The 15,678-nt window shown below is 57.7% G+C and carries 12 protein-coding genes, 1 tRNA gene and 1 pseudogene; all 14 read right to left on the bottom strand.

From position 1 onward, the window contains the following. A partial coding sequence (locus JOY50_RS28220; protein ID WP_230385152.1) for a GTP-binding protein occupies positions 1-142 on the bottom strand: 142 nt, incomplete at its 3' end. A gap of 27 nt (positions 143-169) precedes the next feature. Then, positions 170-2,314: an elongation factor G gene (gene fusA / locus JOY50_RS28225; RefSeq protein ID WP_019472121.1), complete on the bottom strand. Its 2,145-nt coding sequence runs from the start codon at positions 2,312-2,314 to the stop codon at positions 170-172. 30 nt (positions 2,315-2,344) lie between these two features. After that, a complete protein-coding gene (rpsG, locus tag JOY50_RS28230; protein ID WP_003246741.1) occupies positions 2,345-2,815 on the bottom strand; it encodes a 30S ribosomal protein S7 in 471 nt (156 codons plus the stop codon). 106 nt (positions 2,816-2,921) lie between these two features. After that, positions 2,922-3,293, bottom strand: coding sequence for a 30S ribosomal protein S12 (gene rpsL / locus JOY50_RS28235; protein WP_003255492.1), 372 nt, complete (start codon positions 3,291-3,293; stop codon positions 2,922-2,924). 211 nt (positions 3,294-3,504) lie between these two features. Further along, a complete protein-coding gene (gene rpoC / locus JOY50_RS28240) occupies positions 3,505-7,704 on the bottom strand; it encodes a DNA-directed RNA polymerase subunit beta' (RefSeq protein WP_019472122.1) in 4,200 nt (1,399 codons plus the stop codon). 64 nt (positions 7,705-7,768) lie between these two features. Then, on the bottom strand, positions 7,769-11,842 hold the full coding sequence (rpoB, locus tag JOY50_RS28245) for a DNA-directed RNA polymerase subunit beta (protein ID WP_016484650.1): 4,074 nt from the start codon (positions 11,840-11,842) through the stop codon (positions 7,769-7,771). Positions 11,843-12,062: 220 nt separating this feature from the next. After that, positions 12,063-12,428, bottom strand: coding sequence for a 50S ribosomal protein L7/L12 (gene rplL / locus JOY50_RS28250; RefSeq protein ID WP_007957596.1), 366 nt, complete (start codon positions 12,426-12,428; stop codon positions 12,063-12,065). A gap of 77 nt (positions 12,429-12,505) precedes the next feature. Beyond that, positions 12,506-13,006 (bottom strand): 50S ribosomal protein L10, encoded by a 501-nt coding sequence (gene rplJ / locus JOY50_RS28255; protein ID WP_016484649.1) that lies wholly within the window; start codon positions 13,004-13,006, stop codon positions 12,506-12,508. A 197-nt stretch (positions 13,007-13,203) separates the two neighbouring features. Beyond that, a complete protein-coding gene (gene rplA, locus JOY50_RS28260) occupies positions 13,204-13,899 on the bottom strand; it encodes a 50S ribosomal protein L1 (RefSeq protein WP_016392127.1) in 696 nt (231 codons plus the stop codon). Then, entirely contained in the window at positions 13,899-14,330 is a 432-nt protein-coding gene (gene rplK, locus JOY50_RS28265; protein ID WP_003255500.1) for a 50S ribosomal protein L11, read from the bottom strand. Before rplK ends, rplA begins: the two co-directional genes overlap by 1 nt. Positions 14,331-14,449: 119 nt before the next feature. Next, positions 14,450-14,983, bottom strand: a complete 534-nt coding sequence (gene nusG / locus JOY50_RS28270; RefSeq protein WP_003255501.1) for a transcription termination/antitermination protein NusG — start codon at positions 14,981-14,983, stop codon at positions 14,450-14,452. Between the two features lie 9 nt (positions 14,984-14,992). Beyond that, positions 14,993-15,361 carry a preprotein translocase subunit SecE gene (gene secE / locus JOY50_RS28275; RefSeq protein ID WP_016484648.1) on the bottom strand — a complete coding sequence of 123 codons (369 nt, stop codon included), beginning with the start codon at positions 15,359-15,361 and terminating at the stop codon, positions 14,993-14,995. Positions 15,362-15,405: 44 nt separating this feature from the next. Beyond that, positions 15,406-15,481 (bottom strand) — tRNA-Trp (locus JOY50_RS28280). Positions 15,482-15,535: 54 nt separating this feature from the next. Next, positions 15,536-15,678 (bottom strand): annotated as a pseudogene (locus JOY50_RS28285) (elongation factor Tu); the annotation flags it as partial.

The raw sequence follows: 15,678 nt of genomic DNA on the forward strand, positions 1-15,678 counted from the left end.
CGAACTCAACGACTGCCGAACCGAAAACTTCGGAGCAGACGCGAGTCAGAGCTGCGGTCAGAGTGGTCTTACCGTGGTCAACGTGGCCGATAGTGCCGACGTTAACGTGGGGAAGGGAACGATCAAATTTTTCTTTAGCCACGACAGTGAACCTCTTGCCTAAAGGGGATTAGCCTTGTTTTTTAACGAGTGCTTCGACGATGTTCGACGGAGCTTCGGCGTATTTGGAGAATTCCATGGAGTAGCTTGCGCGACCCTGAGACATGGAACGAACGTCGGTTGCGTAACCGAACATCTCTCCGAGCGGTACTTCAGCGCGGACGACACGGCCAGAGACCGATTCATCCATACCCTGGACCAGACCACGACGACGGTTCAGGTCACCCATCACGTCACCCAGGTAGTCTTCCGGGGTTACAACTTCAACCTTCATGATCGGCTCGAGAACCACGCCACCGCCCTTCTGGGCCAGTTGCTTGGTCGCCATCGAAGCGGCGATTTTGAACGCCATTTCGTTGGAGTCGACGTCGTGATACGAACCATCGAATACCGCAGCCTTCAGGCCGATCAGAGGATAGCCGGCAACAACGCCGTTCTTCATCTGCTCTTCGATACCCTTCTGGATCGGGGCGATGAATTCCTTAGGAATCACACCACCAACGACTTCGTTGGAGAACACCAGACCTTCGGTGATGTTGCCTTTTTCGTCCTGATCTGGCTCCGAGAAACGGATCCAGCAGTGACCGAACTGACCACGACCGCCCGACTGACGAACGAACTTGCCTTCGATCTCGACGTTGGACTTGGTGATCTTCTCGCGGTACGAAACCTGCGGCTTGCCGATGTTGGCCTCGACGTTGAACTCGCGCTTCATGCGGTCAACGAGGATGTCCAGGTGCAGCTCACCCATGCCCGAGATGATGGTCTGGCCAGTCTCTTCGTCGGTCTTGACGCGGAACGACGGGTCTTCCTGGGCCAGCTTGCCCAGTGCGATGCCCATCTTCTCCTGGTCAGCCTTGGTTTTCGGCTCTACGGAGAGCGAAATGACCGGCTCAGGGAAGTCCATACGCTCAAGGATGATTGGCTTGTCGGCGTTGCACAGGGTTTCGCCCGTGGTCACGTCCTTCATGCCGATCAGTGCAGCGATGTCGCCAGCGCGCACTTCCTTGATCTCTTCACGCTGGTTGGCGTGCATCTGCACCATACGACCAACGCGCTCTTTCTTGCCCTTGACCGAGTTGATGACGGAGTCACCGGAGGTCAGAACGCCCGAGTAGACGCGAACGAAGGTCAGAGTACCCACGAACGGGTCAGTCGCGATCTTGAACGCCAGAGCCGAGAACGGCTCGTCGTCGTCAGCGTGACGCACGTCTTTACGAACAGCCGGGTCTTCTTTGTCCAGCTCTTTGTCGTCCGGGTTGATACCCTGGATTGCAGGGATCTCGGTCGGAGCAGGCAGGTAGTCGATGACGGCGTCGAGAACCAGGGGAACGCCCTTGTTCTTGAACGACGAACCGCAGACAGCCGGTACGATTTCGCTGGCCAGGGTGCGCGCGCGCAGACCGGCTTTGATCTCTTCGACGGTCAGCTCTTCGCCTTCCAGGTACTTGTTCATCAGCTCTTCGCTGGACTCGGCAGCCGCTTCAACCATGTTGGAGCGCCACTCTTCAGCCAGCTCCAGCATATCGGCAGGAATTTCTTCCTCGCGATAAGTGGTGCCTTTGTCGTCGTCGTTCCAGTAGATAGCCTTCATCTTGATCAGGTCGACCTGACCCTGGAAGTTATCTTCCGAACCGATGGCCAGCTGAACAGGAACCGGGGTGTGACCCAGACGGTTCTTGATCTGACCTACGACGCGCAGGAAGTTTGCACCGGCACGGTCCATCTTGTTCACGTAGACAACACGTGGAACGCCGTACTTGTTGGCCTGACGCCATACGGTTTCGGACTGAGGCTCAACGCCGGAGGTACCGCAGAACACAACGACCGCGCCGTCGAGTACACGCAGCGAACGCTCTACTTCAATGGTGAAGTCAACGTGGCCGGGGGTATCGATAACGTTTACACGGTAGTTGTCATACTGACCAACAGAACCTTTCCAGAAGGTGGTAACGGCAGCGGAGGTAATGGTGATACCCCGCTCCTGCTCCTGCACCATCCAGTCGGTGGTCGCGGCGCCATCATGCACCTCGCCCATCTTGTGGCTCAGACCTGTGTAGAACAGGATCCGCTCGGTAGTGGTGGTCTTGCCCGCGTCAACGTGGGCACAGATACCAATGTTACGGTAGCGGTTAATTGCTGTAGTACGAGCCATAAAGCCCTCGCAAAATGATTGATGCTTGAATTAGAAGCGGTAGTGCGAGAACGCTTTGTTGGCTTCAGCCATACGGTGAACGTCTTCACGCTTCTTGACTGCAGCACCTTTGCCTTCAGCAGCATCCAGCAGCTCGCCAGCCAGGCGCAGAGCCATCGACTTCTCGCCGCGCTTGCGGGCGTAGTCTACGAGCCAGCGCATTGCCAGAGCGTTACGACGGGATGGACGAACTTCAACCGGGACCTGGTAAGTGGCACCGCCGACACGACGGGACTTTACTTCGACCAGCGGAGCGATGGCGTCGAGAGCTTTCTCGAAGATTTCCAGGGGGTCGCTGTTCTTGCGTGCTTTGACGGTATCCAGGGCACCGTAAACGATGCGCTCGGCTACGGCCTTCTTGCCGCTTTCCATCACGTGGTTCATGAACTTGGCGAGGATTTGGGATCCGTATTTAGGATCGTCCAGAATCTCACGTTTTGCTGCTACACGACGTCTTGGCATGATAAGCCCTCAAACGGTCTTCAGGTTAGCCCGGGACGTGGGTCTTCGACCCCTGCCCGACCTTACTCTTATCGACTCAAAAAAATGGATATGTGCAAACGGCCGATTACTTCGGACGCTTGGTACCGTACTTCGAACGACCCTGGTTACGGCCTTTGACGCCCGAAGTATCCAGAGAGCCGCGAACGGTGTGGTAACGAACACCTGGCAAGTCTTTTACACGGCCGCCACGGATCAGGACGACGCTGTGCTCTTGCAGGTTGTGGCCTTCACCGCCGATGTACGAGGAAACCTCGAAACCGTTGGTCAGACGCACACGGCATACTTTACGCAGTGCCGAGTTAGGTTTTTTCGGCGTGGTGGTGTACACACGGGTGCACACGCCACGACGTTGCGGGCAGTTCTGCAGCGCAGGAACGTCGGACTTCTCGACCGAACGCTTACGCGGCTGACGTACCAGCTGGTTGATAGTTGCCATCTACTAGCTCCACTGATTGTCTTGCGACTCTATTGTCTTGCAAGAAAGCCAAAAATTGGCGAGACGGAGCCTCACCAAATTTAAGGGTACAAAAGTCTACGGAGGATCTTGCACCCAGTCAAGACGAGGCCCCGGCCCTCCTCGCCCGATCATCGGCAACATTTCATGTCACCGATGGTCGATCGAAGCGTGCCGGGGCCCTGCCCTGTACTTAGTTACCGCTGGAATTCAGCGCTTCGGTCAGTGCGGCTTCCACCTCACTGGCGCTTACACGCAGCGGTTTGTCGGCTTCACGGCGACGCTTGCGCTCGCTGTGGTAGGCCAGACCGGTACCGGCCGGGATCAGACGACCCACGACCACGTTCTCTTTCAGGCCGCGCAGGTAATCGCGCTTGCCGGTCACCGCCGCTTCGGTCAGTACGCGGGTGGTTTCCTGGAAGGAAGCCGCGGAGATGAACGATTCGGTCGACAGCGACGCCTTGGTGATACCCAGCAGCACGCGAGTGAACTTCGAGATGAACTTGTCTTCGCCGGCGAGACGCTCGTTCTCGACCAGTACGTGAGTCAGTTCCATCTGGTCGCCCTTGATGAAGCTGGAATCGCCCGACTCGGAGATCTCGACCTTGCGCAGCATCTGACGCAGGATGGTCTCGATGTGCTTGTCGTTGATCTTCACGCCTTGCAGACGGTAAACGTCCTGGATCTCGTTGACGATGTACTTCGCCAGCGCGCTCACACCCAGCAAGCGCAGGATGTCGTGCGGATCGCTCGGGCCGTCGGAGATAACTTCGCCGCGGTTTACCTGTTCGCCTTCAAAGACGTTCAGGTGGCGCCACTTCGGAATCAGCTCTTCGTACGGATCGCTGCCGTCGGTCGGGGTGATGACCAGGCGACGCTTGCCCTTGGTCTCTTTACCGAACGCGATGGTGCCGCTGACTTCAGCCAGAATCGAGGCTTCTTTCGGACGACGCGCTTCGAACAAGTCAGCTACGCGTGGCAGACCACCGGTGATGTCACGGGTCTTCGACGTTTCTTGCGGGATACGCGCGATAACGTCACCAACACCGATCTGGGCACCGTCAGCAACACCGACCAAGGCGTTGGCTGGCAGGAAGTACTGCGCCGGTACATCGGTACCTGGCAGGTACAGGTCCTTGCCATTGGCGTCGACCATCTTGATTGCCGGACGGATTTCCTTGCCTGCGGCAGGGCGATCCTTGACGTCCAGTACTTCAATGTTGGTCAGGCCGGTCAGTTCGTCGGTCTGGCGCTTGATGGTGATGTTTTCTTCCATGCCCACGAAGGTCACGGTACCTTTCAGCTCGGTAACGATCGGGTGGGTGTGCGGGTCCCACTTGGCGACGATGGCGCCAGCTTCGACCTTCTCACCTTCCTTAACCGAAATCACCGCACCGTAAGGCAGCTTGTAACGCTCACGCTCACGGCCGAATTCGTCAGCAATGGCCAGCTCGCCAGAACGCGACACGGCAACCAGGTTGCCATCGGCACGCACGACCTGCTTCAGGTTGTGCAGACGGACCATACCGCCGTTCTTCACCTGGACGCTGTCGGCAGCCGAAGTACGGCTTGCAGCACCACCGATGTGGAACGTACGCATGGTCAGCTGGGTACCCGGCTCACCGATCGACTGAGCAGCGATAACGCCGACAGCTTCACCGATGTTCACCTGGTGACCGCGCGCCAGGTCACGACCGTAGCACTTGGCGCAGATACCGTAGCGGGTTTCGCAGTTGATCGGGGAACGCACGATAACTTCGTCGATGCTGTTCAGCTCGATGAACTCGACCCACTGCTCGTCTACCAGCGTACCGGCCGGAACGATGACGTCCTCGGTGCCTGGCTTGAACACGTCACGGGCAATGACACGGCCCAGTACACGCTCACCCAGCGGCTCTACAACGTCACCGCCTTCAATGTGCGGAGTCATCAGCAAGCCATGGTCGGTACCGCAATCGATCTCGGTTACAACCAGGTCTTGCGCAACGTCTACCAGACGACGAGTCAGGTAACCGGAGTTCGCAGTCTTCAACGCGGTATCCGCCAGACCTTTACGAGCACCGTGAGTCGAGATGAAGTACTGGAGTACGCTCAGACCTTCACGGAAGTTCGCAGTGATCGGCGTCTCGATGATCGAGCCGTCCGGCTTGGCCATCAGGCCACGCATACCGGCCAGCTGACGGATCTGTGCTGCGGAACCCCGCGCACCGGAGTCAGCCATCATGTACATCGAGTTGAAGGACTCTTGCTCGACTTCTTTGCCTTCGCGGTCGATGACCTTCTCTTTCGAGAGGTTGGCCATCATCGCCTTGGACACTTCGTCGTTCGCCTTCGACCACAAGTCGATGACCTTGTTGTACTTCTCGCCCTGGGTTACCAGGCCGGAGGCGTACTGGCTTTCGATTTCCTTCACTTCATCGGTAGCGCTGTTGATGATGCGCGCTTTCTCATCAGGGATGACAAAGTCGTTCACACCAATGGACACGCCAGAGATGGTGGAGTAAGCGAAACCGGTGTACATCAGCTGGTCAGCGAAGATGACGGTCTCTTTCAGACCAACCACGCGGTAGCACTGGTTGATCAGCTTGGAGATCGCTTTCTTCTTCATCGGCTGGTTGACCACGTCGTACGGCAGGCCTGCCGGTACAACCTGGAACAGCAGCGCGCGGCCGACAGTGGTGTCGACAATACGGGTGTTCTTGGTAACGCTGCCATCGCGATCTTTCACGGTTTCGTTGATACGAACCTTGATTTTCGCGTGCAGGGCAGCCTCGCCGGCGCGGAATACGCGGTCGACTTCCTGCAGGTCGGCAAATACGCGACCTTCGCCCTTGGCGTTGATGGCTTCACGGGTCATGTAGTACAGACCCAGTACAACGTCCTGCGACGGAACGATGATTGGCTCACCGTTGGCTGGCGACAGGATGTTGTTGGTCGACATCATCAGCGCGCGCGCTTCAAGCTGTGCTTCCAGCGTCAGCGGCACGTGAACGGCCATCTGGTCACCGTCGAAGTCGGCGTTGTACGCGGCACAGACCAGCGGGTGCAGCTGGATAGCCTTACCTTCGATCAGAACCGGTTCAAAGGCCTGGATACCCAGACGGTGCAGGGTCGGTGCACGGTTGAGCAGTACGGGGTGTTCGCGAATCACTTCGGCGAGCACGTCCCACACCTCTGGCAGCTCGCGCTCGACCATCTTCTTCGCAGCCTTGATGGTGGTCGCCAGACCACGCATTTCCAGCTTGCCGAAAATGAACGGCTTGAACAGCTCGAGGGCCATCTTCTTCGGCAGACCGCACTGGTGCAGACGCAGGGTCGGGCCTACGGTAATTACCGAACGGCCGGAGTAGTCCACACGCTTACCGAGCAAGTTCTGACGGAAGCGACCTTGCTTACCCTTGATCATGTCGGCCAGGGACTTCAGCGGACGCTTGTTCGAGCCAGTGATGGCGCGACCGCGACGGCCGTTGTCCAGCAGGGCGTCGACCGCTTCCTGCAGCATGCGCTTTTCGTTGCGCACGATGATGTCCGGCGCCGACAGATCCAGCAGGCGCTTCAGACGGTTGTTACGGTTGATCACCCGACGATACAGGTCGTTCAGGTCGGAGGTCGCGAAGCGGCCGCCATCCAGCGGGACCAGCGGACGCAGGTCCGGCGGCAGTACTGGCAGGACAGTCAGGACCATCCATTCAGGCAGGTTGCCCGAGCCCTGGAAAGCTTCCATCAGCTTCAGGCGCTTGGACAGCTTCTTGATCTTGGTTTCCGAGTTGGTCTGCGGAATCTCTTCGCGCAGGCGACCGATCTCGTGCTCCAGGTCGATAGCGTGCAGCAGCTCACGGACAGCCTCGGCACCCATGCGGGCATCGAAATCGTCACCGAACTCTTCCAGCGCTTCGAAGTACTGCTCGTCGTTCAGCAGCTGGCCCTTTTCCAGGGTGGTCATGCCCGGGTCGATAACGACGTAGCTCTCGAAGTAGAGAACGCGCTCGATATCACGCAGGGTCATGTCCATCAGCAGGCCGATACGGGACGGCAGCGACTTCAGGAACCAGATGTGGGCAACCGGCGAGGCCAGTTCGATGTGCGCCATGCGCTCACGACGAACCTTGGCCAGGGCAACTTCAACGCCGCACTTCTCGCAGATCACGCCGCGGTGCTTGAGGCGCTTGTACTTGCCGCACAGGCACTCGTAGTCCTTGACTGGGCCAAAGATCTTGGCGCAGAACAGGCCGTCACGCTCAGGTTTGAACGTACGGTAGTTGATGGTTTCCGGCTTCTTAACTTCACCGAACGACCACGAACGGATCATTTCAGGCGACGCCAGACCGATACGGATGGCGTCGAACTCTTCGACTTGACCCTGGTTTTTCAGCAAATTCAGTAGGTCTTTCAAGGCCTTTCCTCCTGGCGGAGCAGGGAGCGGGCATTACCTGCCCCACTCCCCTTCGCGTCACGTGTTATTCGGTTTCCAGATCGATATCGATACCGAGCGAACGGATCTCTTTGATCAACACGTTGAAGGACTCGGGCATGCCCGGCTCCATACGGTGATCGCCATCCACGATGTTCTTGTACATCTTGGTACGGCCGTTCACGTCGTCCGACTTCACTGTGAGCATTTCTTGCAGGGTGTATGCCGCGCCGTATGCTTCCAGCGCCCACACTTCCATCTCCCCGAAACGCTGACCACCGAACTGCGCCTTACCACCCAGCGGCTGCTGGGTAACCAGGCTGTAGGAACCAGTGGAACGCGCGTGCATCTTGTCGTCCACCAAGTGGTTCAGCTTGAGCATGTACATGTAACCAACGGTCACTGGACGCTCGAACTTGTTGCCGGTACGGCCGTCGAACAGCACCATCTGGCCGCTCTCTGGCAGATCGGCCAGCTTCAGCATGGCCTTGATCTCGCTTTCCTTGGCACCATCGAAGACCGGGGTAGCCATCGGCACGCCCTTCTTCAGGTTGTGAGCCAGGGCCAGGATCTCTTCGTCGGTGAACTCGGCGAGGTTTTCCTGACGACCGCCGATCTCGTTGTAGACCTCGGTCAGGAACACGCGCAGCTCAGCAGCCTTGCGTTGCTCTTCGATCATGCGGTCGATCTTCTCGCCCAGGCCTTTGGCCGCGAGGCCCAGGTGGGTTTCAAGGATCTGACCAACGTTCATACGCGAAGGTACGCCCAGCGGGTTCAGTACGACGTCGACCGGAGTACCGTTGGCATCGTGCGGCATGTCTTCAACCGGCATGATGACCGAGACAACACCCTTGTTACCGTGACGACCAGCCATCTTGTCACCCGGCTGGATGCGACGGCGGATTGCCAGGTAGACCTTGACGATTTTCAGCACGCCCGGAGCCAGGTCATCGCCCTGCTGCAGCTTGCGCTTCTTGTCTTCGAACTTGTCGTCCAGCAGACGGCGACGGTCGACGATGTACTGCTGAGCCTTTTCCAGCTGCTCATTCAGTGCATCTTCAGCCATGCGCAGTTTGAACCACTGGCCGTGCTCCAGACCGTCCAGCACTTCGTCGGTGACCACGGTGCCTTTCTTCAGGCCCGCGCCACCGTCGACCACCTGGCCGTTCAGGGCAGAACGCAGACGCTCGAAGGTTGCGCCTTCGACGATGCGGAACTCTTCGTTGAGGTCCTTGCGGATCTCGTCCAGCTGCATCTTCTCGATGGCCAGGGCGCGGCTGTCGCGCTCGACGCCATCACGGGTGAAGACCTGTACGTCAATGACGGTACCCTTGGTGCCGGTTGGCACGCGCAGGGAGGTGTCCTTAACGTCGCTCGCCTTCTCGCCGAAGATTGCGCGCAGCAGTTTTTCTTCCGGCGTCAGCTGGGTTTCGCCTTTTGGCGTGACCTTGCCAACCAGGATGTCACCAGCGCCGACTTCAGCACCCACGTAGACAATACCGGCTTCGTCCAGTTTGTTCAGTGCAGCTTCACCCACGTTCGGGATGTCCGCAGTGATTTCCTCTGGGCCAAGCTTGGTGTCACGCGCCACACAGGTCAGTTCCTGAATGTGGATGGTGGTGAAGCGGTCTTCCTGAACCACACGCTCGGACAGGCAGATGGAGTCTTCGAAGTTGAAGCCGTTCCACGCCATGAACGCGATGCGCATGTTCTGACCCAGTGCCAGTTCACCCATGTCGGTGGAAGGGCCGTCGGCCATGATGTCGCTACGCTGAACCTTGTCACCCTTGCTCACCAGCGGACGCTGGTTGATGCAGGTGTTCTGGTTCGAGCGGGTGTACTTGGTCAGGTTGTAGATATCTACACCTGCTTCGCCGGTTTCCACTTCGTCGTCGTTGACGCGAACAACGATACGGCTGGCGTCGACCGAGTCGATCACGCCACCACGGCGAGCAACCACGCAGACACCGGAGTCACGGGCAACGTTGCGCTCCATGCCGGTACCTACCAGCGGCTTGTCGGCACGCAGGGTCGGTACAGCCTGACGCTGCATGTTCGAACCCATCAACGCACGGTTGGCGTCGTCGTGCTCGAGGAACGGAATCAGCGACGCAGCAACGGAAACTACCTGCTTCGGCGAAACGTCCATCAGGGTGACGTCTTCCGGCGCCTTGACGGTGAATTCGTTCAGGTGACGAACAGCTACCAGCTCATCGATCAGTTGCTTCTTGTCGTTCATCGCGGCCGAAGCCTGGGCGATGACGTGATCCGCTTCTTCGATTGCCGACAGGAACACGATGTCGTCGCTGACAACGCCTTCCTTCACCACACGGTACGGGCTTTCCAGGAAGCCGTACTGGTTGGTGCGGGCATAGGCCGCCAGGGAGTTGATCAGACCGATGTTCGGACCTTCAGGGGTCTCGATCGGGCACACACGGCCGTAGTGGGTCGGGTGTACGTCACGGACTTCGAAGCCAGCACGCTCACGGGTCAGACCGCCCGGGCCGAGTGCAGAGACGCGGCGCTTGTGGGTGATCTCGGAGAGCGGGTTGTTCTGGTCCATGAACTGGGACAGCTGACTGGAACCGAAGAACTCTTTCACCGCCGCCGCAACCGGCTTGGCGTTGATCAGGTCCTGCGGCATCAAGCCTTCGCTTTCCGCCATCGACAGGCGTTCCTTGACCGCGCGCTCTACACGCACCAGGCCAACGCGGAACTGGTTCTCGGCCATCTCGCCGACGCAACGTACGCGACGGTTACCCAGGTGGTCGATGTCGTCGACGATGCCTTTGCCGTTACGGATATCGACCAGAGTCTTGAGGACCTCGACGATGTCTTCCTTGCTCAGCACGCCCGAACCTTCGATCTCGGTACGACCGATACGACGGTTGAACTTCATGCGACCGACTGCAGACAGGTCGTAACGCTCGGCGCTGAAGAACAGGTTGTTGAACAGGGTCTCGGCAGCATCCTTGGTCGGCGGCTCGCCTGGACGCATCATGCGGTAGATCTCGACCAGGGCTTCCAGCTGGTTGCTGGTGGTGTCGATCTTCAGGGTATCGGAGATGAACGGACCGCAATCGATGTCATTGGTGTACAGGGTCTCGATACGGACGACCTGTGCCTTGGCGACTTTGATCAGCAGATCAGTGGTCAGCTCGGTATTGCACTCAGCCAGGATCTCGCCAGTAGCCGGGTGCACGATGGCCTTGGCAGTGGTGCGACCCAGGACGTATTCCATTGGAACGTCCAGCTGCTTGACGCCGGCCTTCTCGAGCTGGTTGATGTGGCGCGCAGTAATACGGCGGCCCTGCTCGACGATGACTTTGCCGGTTTCGTCATGGATGTCCATGACTGCAACTTCACCACGCAGACGCTGCGGCACCAGTTCCAGGCTGAGTTTTTCGCCGGAAATGTGGAACACGTTGGTGGTGTAGAAGGTGTTAAGCACTTCTTCAGTGCTGTAACCCAGGGCGCGCAGCAGCACCGACGCCGGCAGTTTGCGACGACGGTCGATACGCACGAACACGCAGTCCTTCGGGTCGAACTCGAAGTCCAACCAGGAACCGCGGTAAGGGATGATGCGAGCGGAGTACAGCAGCTTGCCGGAGCTGTGAGTCTTGCCACGGTCGTGGTCGAAGAACACACCAGGCGAACGGTGCAGCTGGGAAACGATCACACGCTCGGTACCGTTGATAACGAAGGTACCGTTCTCAGTCATCAGGGGGATTTCACCCATGTAGACTTCTTGCTCTTTGATGTCCTTGATCGCTTTGTTCGACGATTCCTTGTCGAAGATGATCAGGCGCACCTTGACCCGCAGTGGGACCGCGAAGGTCACGCCACGCAGGACACATTCCTTCACATCGAAGGCAGGCTCGCCCAGGCGATAGCCTACATACTCCAGGGCAGCATTGCCGGAGTAGCTGATGATCGGGAATACCGATTTGAAGGCCGCGTGCAGGCCGACGTCGCGGAACTGATCCTTGGATGCTCCCGCTTGCAGGAATTCGCGATACGAATCCAGCTGGATGGCCAGGAGGTAAGGCACATCCATGACGTCCGGCAACTTGCTAAAGTCCTTGCGGATACGTTTTTTCTCAGTGTATGAGTAAGCCATCAGCGTTCCCCAGCTTGGTCACCTGCTTGTTTGGCTTCTCCCGGCGGGAGCAGCCAGAAAATCGTGCAAACCCCTTGGTTTGCGCCACCCACGTGGGTGTCTTGCAGCTTGTTATCGGGGCCGGCTTGACCGACCACCAATAACGGAAAAAGGCCGGTGGCATAAGCCACCAGCCATCAGCCTTGTGCTCAACGCTCAGGCTGGCATCGCAAAGTCGAAATTACTTCAGCTCGACTTTAGCGCCTGCTTCTTCCAGCTTCTTCTTAGCGTCTTCAGCGGCTTCTTTCGAAACGCCTTCAGCTACAACCTGAGGAGCGCCATCGACTTTCTCTTTGGCTTCTTTCAGGCCCAGACCGGTCAGCTCGCGAACGGCTTTAATCACGTTCACTTTCTTCTCGCCGGCTTCAACCAGAACAACGTTGAACTCGGTCTGCTCTTCAACAACAGCGGCAGCAGCAGCTGGGCCAGCAGCGGCAACAGCAGCGGTCACGCCGAAGGTTTCTTCCATTGCTTTGATCAGCTCAACAACTTCCAGAACGGTTTTCTGGCCGATTGCTTCGATGATTTGCTCGTTAGTCAGGGACATGACTTAAATCCTGTATTGGGGTGAAGGCCTACGCAGCCATCAAATTAAACAAATGATTTTGAAAGAGTTCGCGTGCCTTAGGCAGCGGTAGCTTCTTTCTGGTCGCGAATGGCTGCCAGAGTACGAGCCAGCTTGCTGGTGGCGCCTTGAATAACGCTCATCAGTCGTGCAATAGCTTCGTCGCGGGTCGGCAGGGTAGCCAACACGTCGATCTGGTTCGCTGCAATGAAATTGCCGTCAAACGCAGCTGCCTTGATCTCGAACTTGTCCTGACCCTTGGCGAACTCTTTGAACAGACGAGCAGCAGCGCCCGGGTGTTCGTTGGAGAAAGCAATCAGGGTCGGGCCTTTGAACGCGTCGTTGAGGACCGAAAATTCGGTGCCTTCAACAGCGCGCTTGAGCAGGGTGTTACGTACGACACGTACGTAAACGCCAGCTTCGCGGGCCTCTTTACGGAGTCCGGTCATTGCGCTTACAGTCACACCACGGGCATCAGCCACAACAGCGGACAGAGCGACTTTGGCAGCCTCGTTGACTTCAGCGACGATGGCCTTCTTGTCTTCGAGTTTAATTGCCACGGGTTTACTCCTGGTTTTTACCGTTTCATCTGGCCGAGGCCGGATGTCGTTTTGGTGTCTGATTCGGTAACGAATCGGGAGCACCATCTGCGTGGGCTGGTGTTTTAAGGCTTGCGCCACCTACGGTCTTGGATAGCCCCCGCCAGGCAGGGACCCCAATTTTTGCTGGCGGCGCGACAAGTCGCACCGCCATGTTCTTACACGTTCAGCGAGCTCTGATCGATGACCAGACCTGGGCCCATGGTGGTGCTCAGGGTAACGCGCTTGACGTAGATACCTTTCGAGGAAGCTGGCTTGATACGCTTCAGATCAGCGATCAGGGCTTCAACGTTTTCCTTCAGCTTGCCAGCTTCAAAGCCGACCTTGCCAACGGAGGTGTGGATGATACCGTTTTTGTCGGTACGGTAGCGAACCTGACCAGCCTTGGCGTTTTTCACGGCAGTGGCTACGTCTGGGCTAACGGTACCAACTTTCGGGTTAGGCATCAGGCCGCGAGGACCCAGAACCTGACCCAGCTGACCTACAACGCGCATGGCATCAGGCGATGCGATGACAACGTCATAGTTCAGGTCGCCGGCTTTCATTTCGGCAGCCAGATCGTCCATACCTACGCGGTCAGCGCCGGCAGCCAGAGCGGCTTCAGCAGCTGGACCCTGGGTGAAGACAGCAACGCGAACGGTCTTGCCAGTGCCGTGTGGCAGCACAGTAGCGCTACGAACGACCTGGTCGGATTTACGCGGGTCAACACCGAGGTTAACGGCGATGTCGTAGGACTCGACGAACTTGGCAGCAGGCAGCGAGGCCAGCAGAGTTGCCGCTTCTTCGAAGTTGTAGGCCTTGCCTGCTTCGATTTTTTCGGCGATTGCCTTTTGGCGTTTGGTCAGCTTAGCCATTACACACCCTCCACGTTCAGGCCCATGCTGCGGGCAGAGCCAGCGATGGTGCGTACAGCAGCGTCCAGGTCAGCGGCGGTCAGATCAGCCTGTTTTGCCTTGGCGATATCTTCCAGCTGAGCACGGGTAACGGTACCGACTTTAACGGTGTTCGGACGAGCCGAACCACTGGTCAGGCCAGCAGCTTTCTTCAGCAGAACCGAGGCAGGGGTGCTCTTGGTCTCGAAGGTGAAGCTACGGTCACTGTAAACAGTGATGATCACAGGAGTCGGCAGGCCGGCTTCTTGACCCTGAGTACGGGCGTTGAAGGCCTTGCAGAATTCCATGATGTTCACACCGTGTTGGCCCAGTGCTGGACCAACGGGTGGGCTTGGGTTGGCCTGGCCGGCCTTAACTTGCAGCTTGATGTAAGCCTGAATCTTCTTAGCCATGAGCTACTCCAAAATCGGGTACGAACGCCTGATGGCTCCCCGGATGACTTGCGTTTTATCCCAGTGACGACAAAACCCCGCAACACACAGGGCTGCGGGGTTAGGGATGCTTCGTCCGCCTAGACCTTTTCGACCTGGCTGAACTCGAGCTCCACCGGAGTAGAGCGACCGAAAATGAGCACCGCCACCTGGAGGCGACTCTTTTCGTAGTTAACTTCTTCGACACTACCATTGAAGTCAGCGAACGGACCGTCAATGACGCGAACCACTTCACCTGGCTCGAACAGCGTCTTCGGCTTCGGCTTGTCGCTACCGTCGGCAACGCGACGCAGGATGGCTTCAGCTTCTTTATCGGTGATCGGTGCAGGCTTGTCTGCGGTACCACCAATAAAGCCCATCACACGAGGGGTGTCCTTGACCAAGTGCCAAGTCCCTTCGTTCATCTCCATCTGGACCAGTACATAGCCAGGGAAGAATTTACGCTCACTCTTGCGCTTCTGGCCGTTGCGCATTTCGACGACTTCTTCGGTCGGAACCAAGATCTCGCCGAAACCGTCTTCCATGCCAGCCAGCTTGACGCGCTCGATCAGGGAGCGCATCACATGCTTCTCGTAACCCGAGTAAGCATGCACAACATACCAACGCTTAGCCACGGGACACCTTTAGCCAACGATCAGGGAGACCGCCCAGCCGAGCAGGGAATCAAGACCCCACAGCAGCAGTGCCATAACCAGCACGACAGCCACAACAATCAGCGTGGTCTGGGTGGTTTCCTGGCGGGTCGGCCACACGACTTTACGGATTTCGGTACGAGCTTCCTTCGCCAGCGCAAAGAACGACTTGCCCTTCGCGGTCTGCAGAGCTACAAAGCCCGCGACAGCAGCCAGGACGAGAAGTGCGAGAACGCGATACAGGATCGGAGAAGCGGAGTAATATTGATTACCCACAACAGCTACAACCACCAAAGCAACTACAGCCAGCCACTTGAACAGATCAAAACGCGATTCTTGGGCTTCAGTTTTGGGAGTCATCAAGGAGGATCCTGTGAGAAGAAAGCCATCACACCGAAGTGAAATGGCAGGTCAGGAGGGAATCGAACCCCCAACCTACGGTTTTGGAGACCGTCGCTCTGCCAATTGAGCTACTGACCTGTAACGCTGTATCAGGCCGGCCATTATACCGGCCTGATCAAGTAAATCAACTACTTATTCAATAATTTTTGCTACGACGCCGGCGCCGACGGTACGACCGCCTTCACGGATAGCGAAGCGCAGACCGTCTTCCATTGCGATGGTCTTGATCAGGGTAACAGTCATCTGAATGTTGTCACCTGGCATTACCATTTCAA

The organism is Pseudomonas sp. BP01 (assembly GCF_022760795.1).
Lineage (GTDB): Bacteria > Pseudomonadota > Gammaproteobacteria > Pseudomonadales > Pseudomonadaceae > Aquipseudomonas > Aquipseudomonas putida_Q.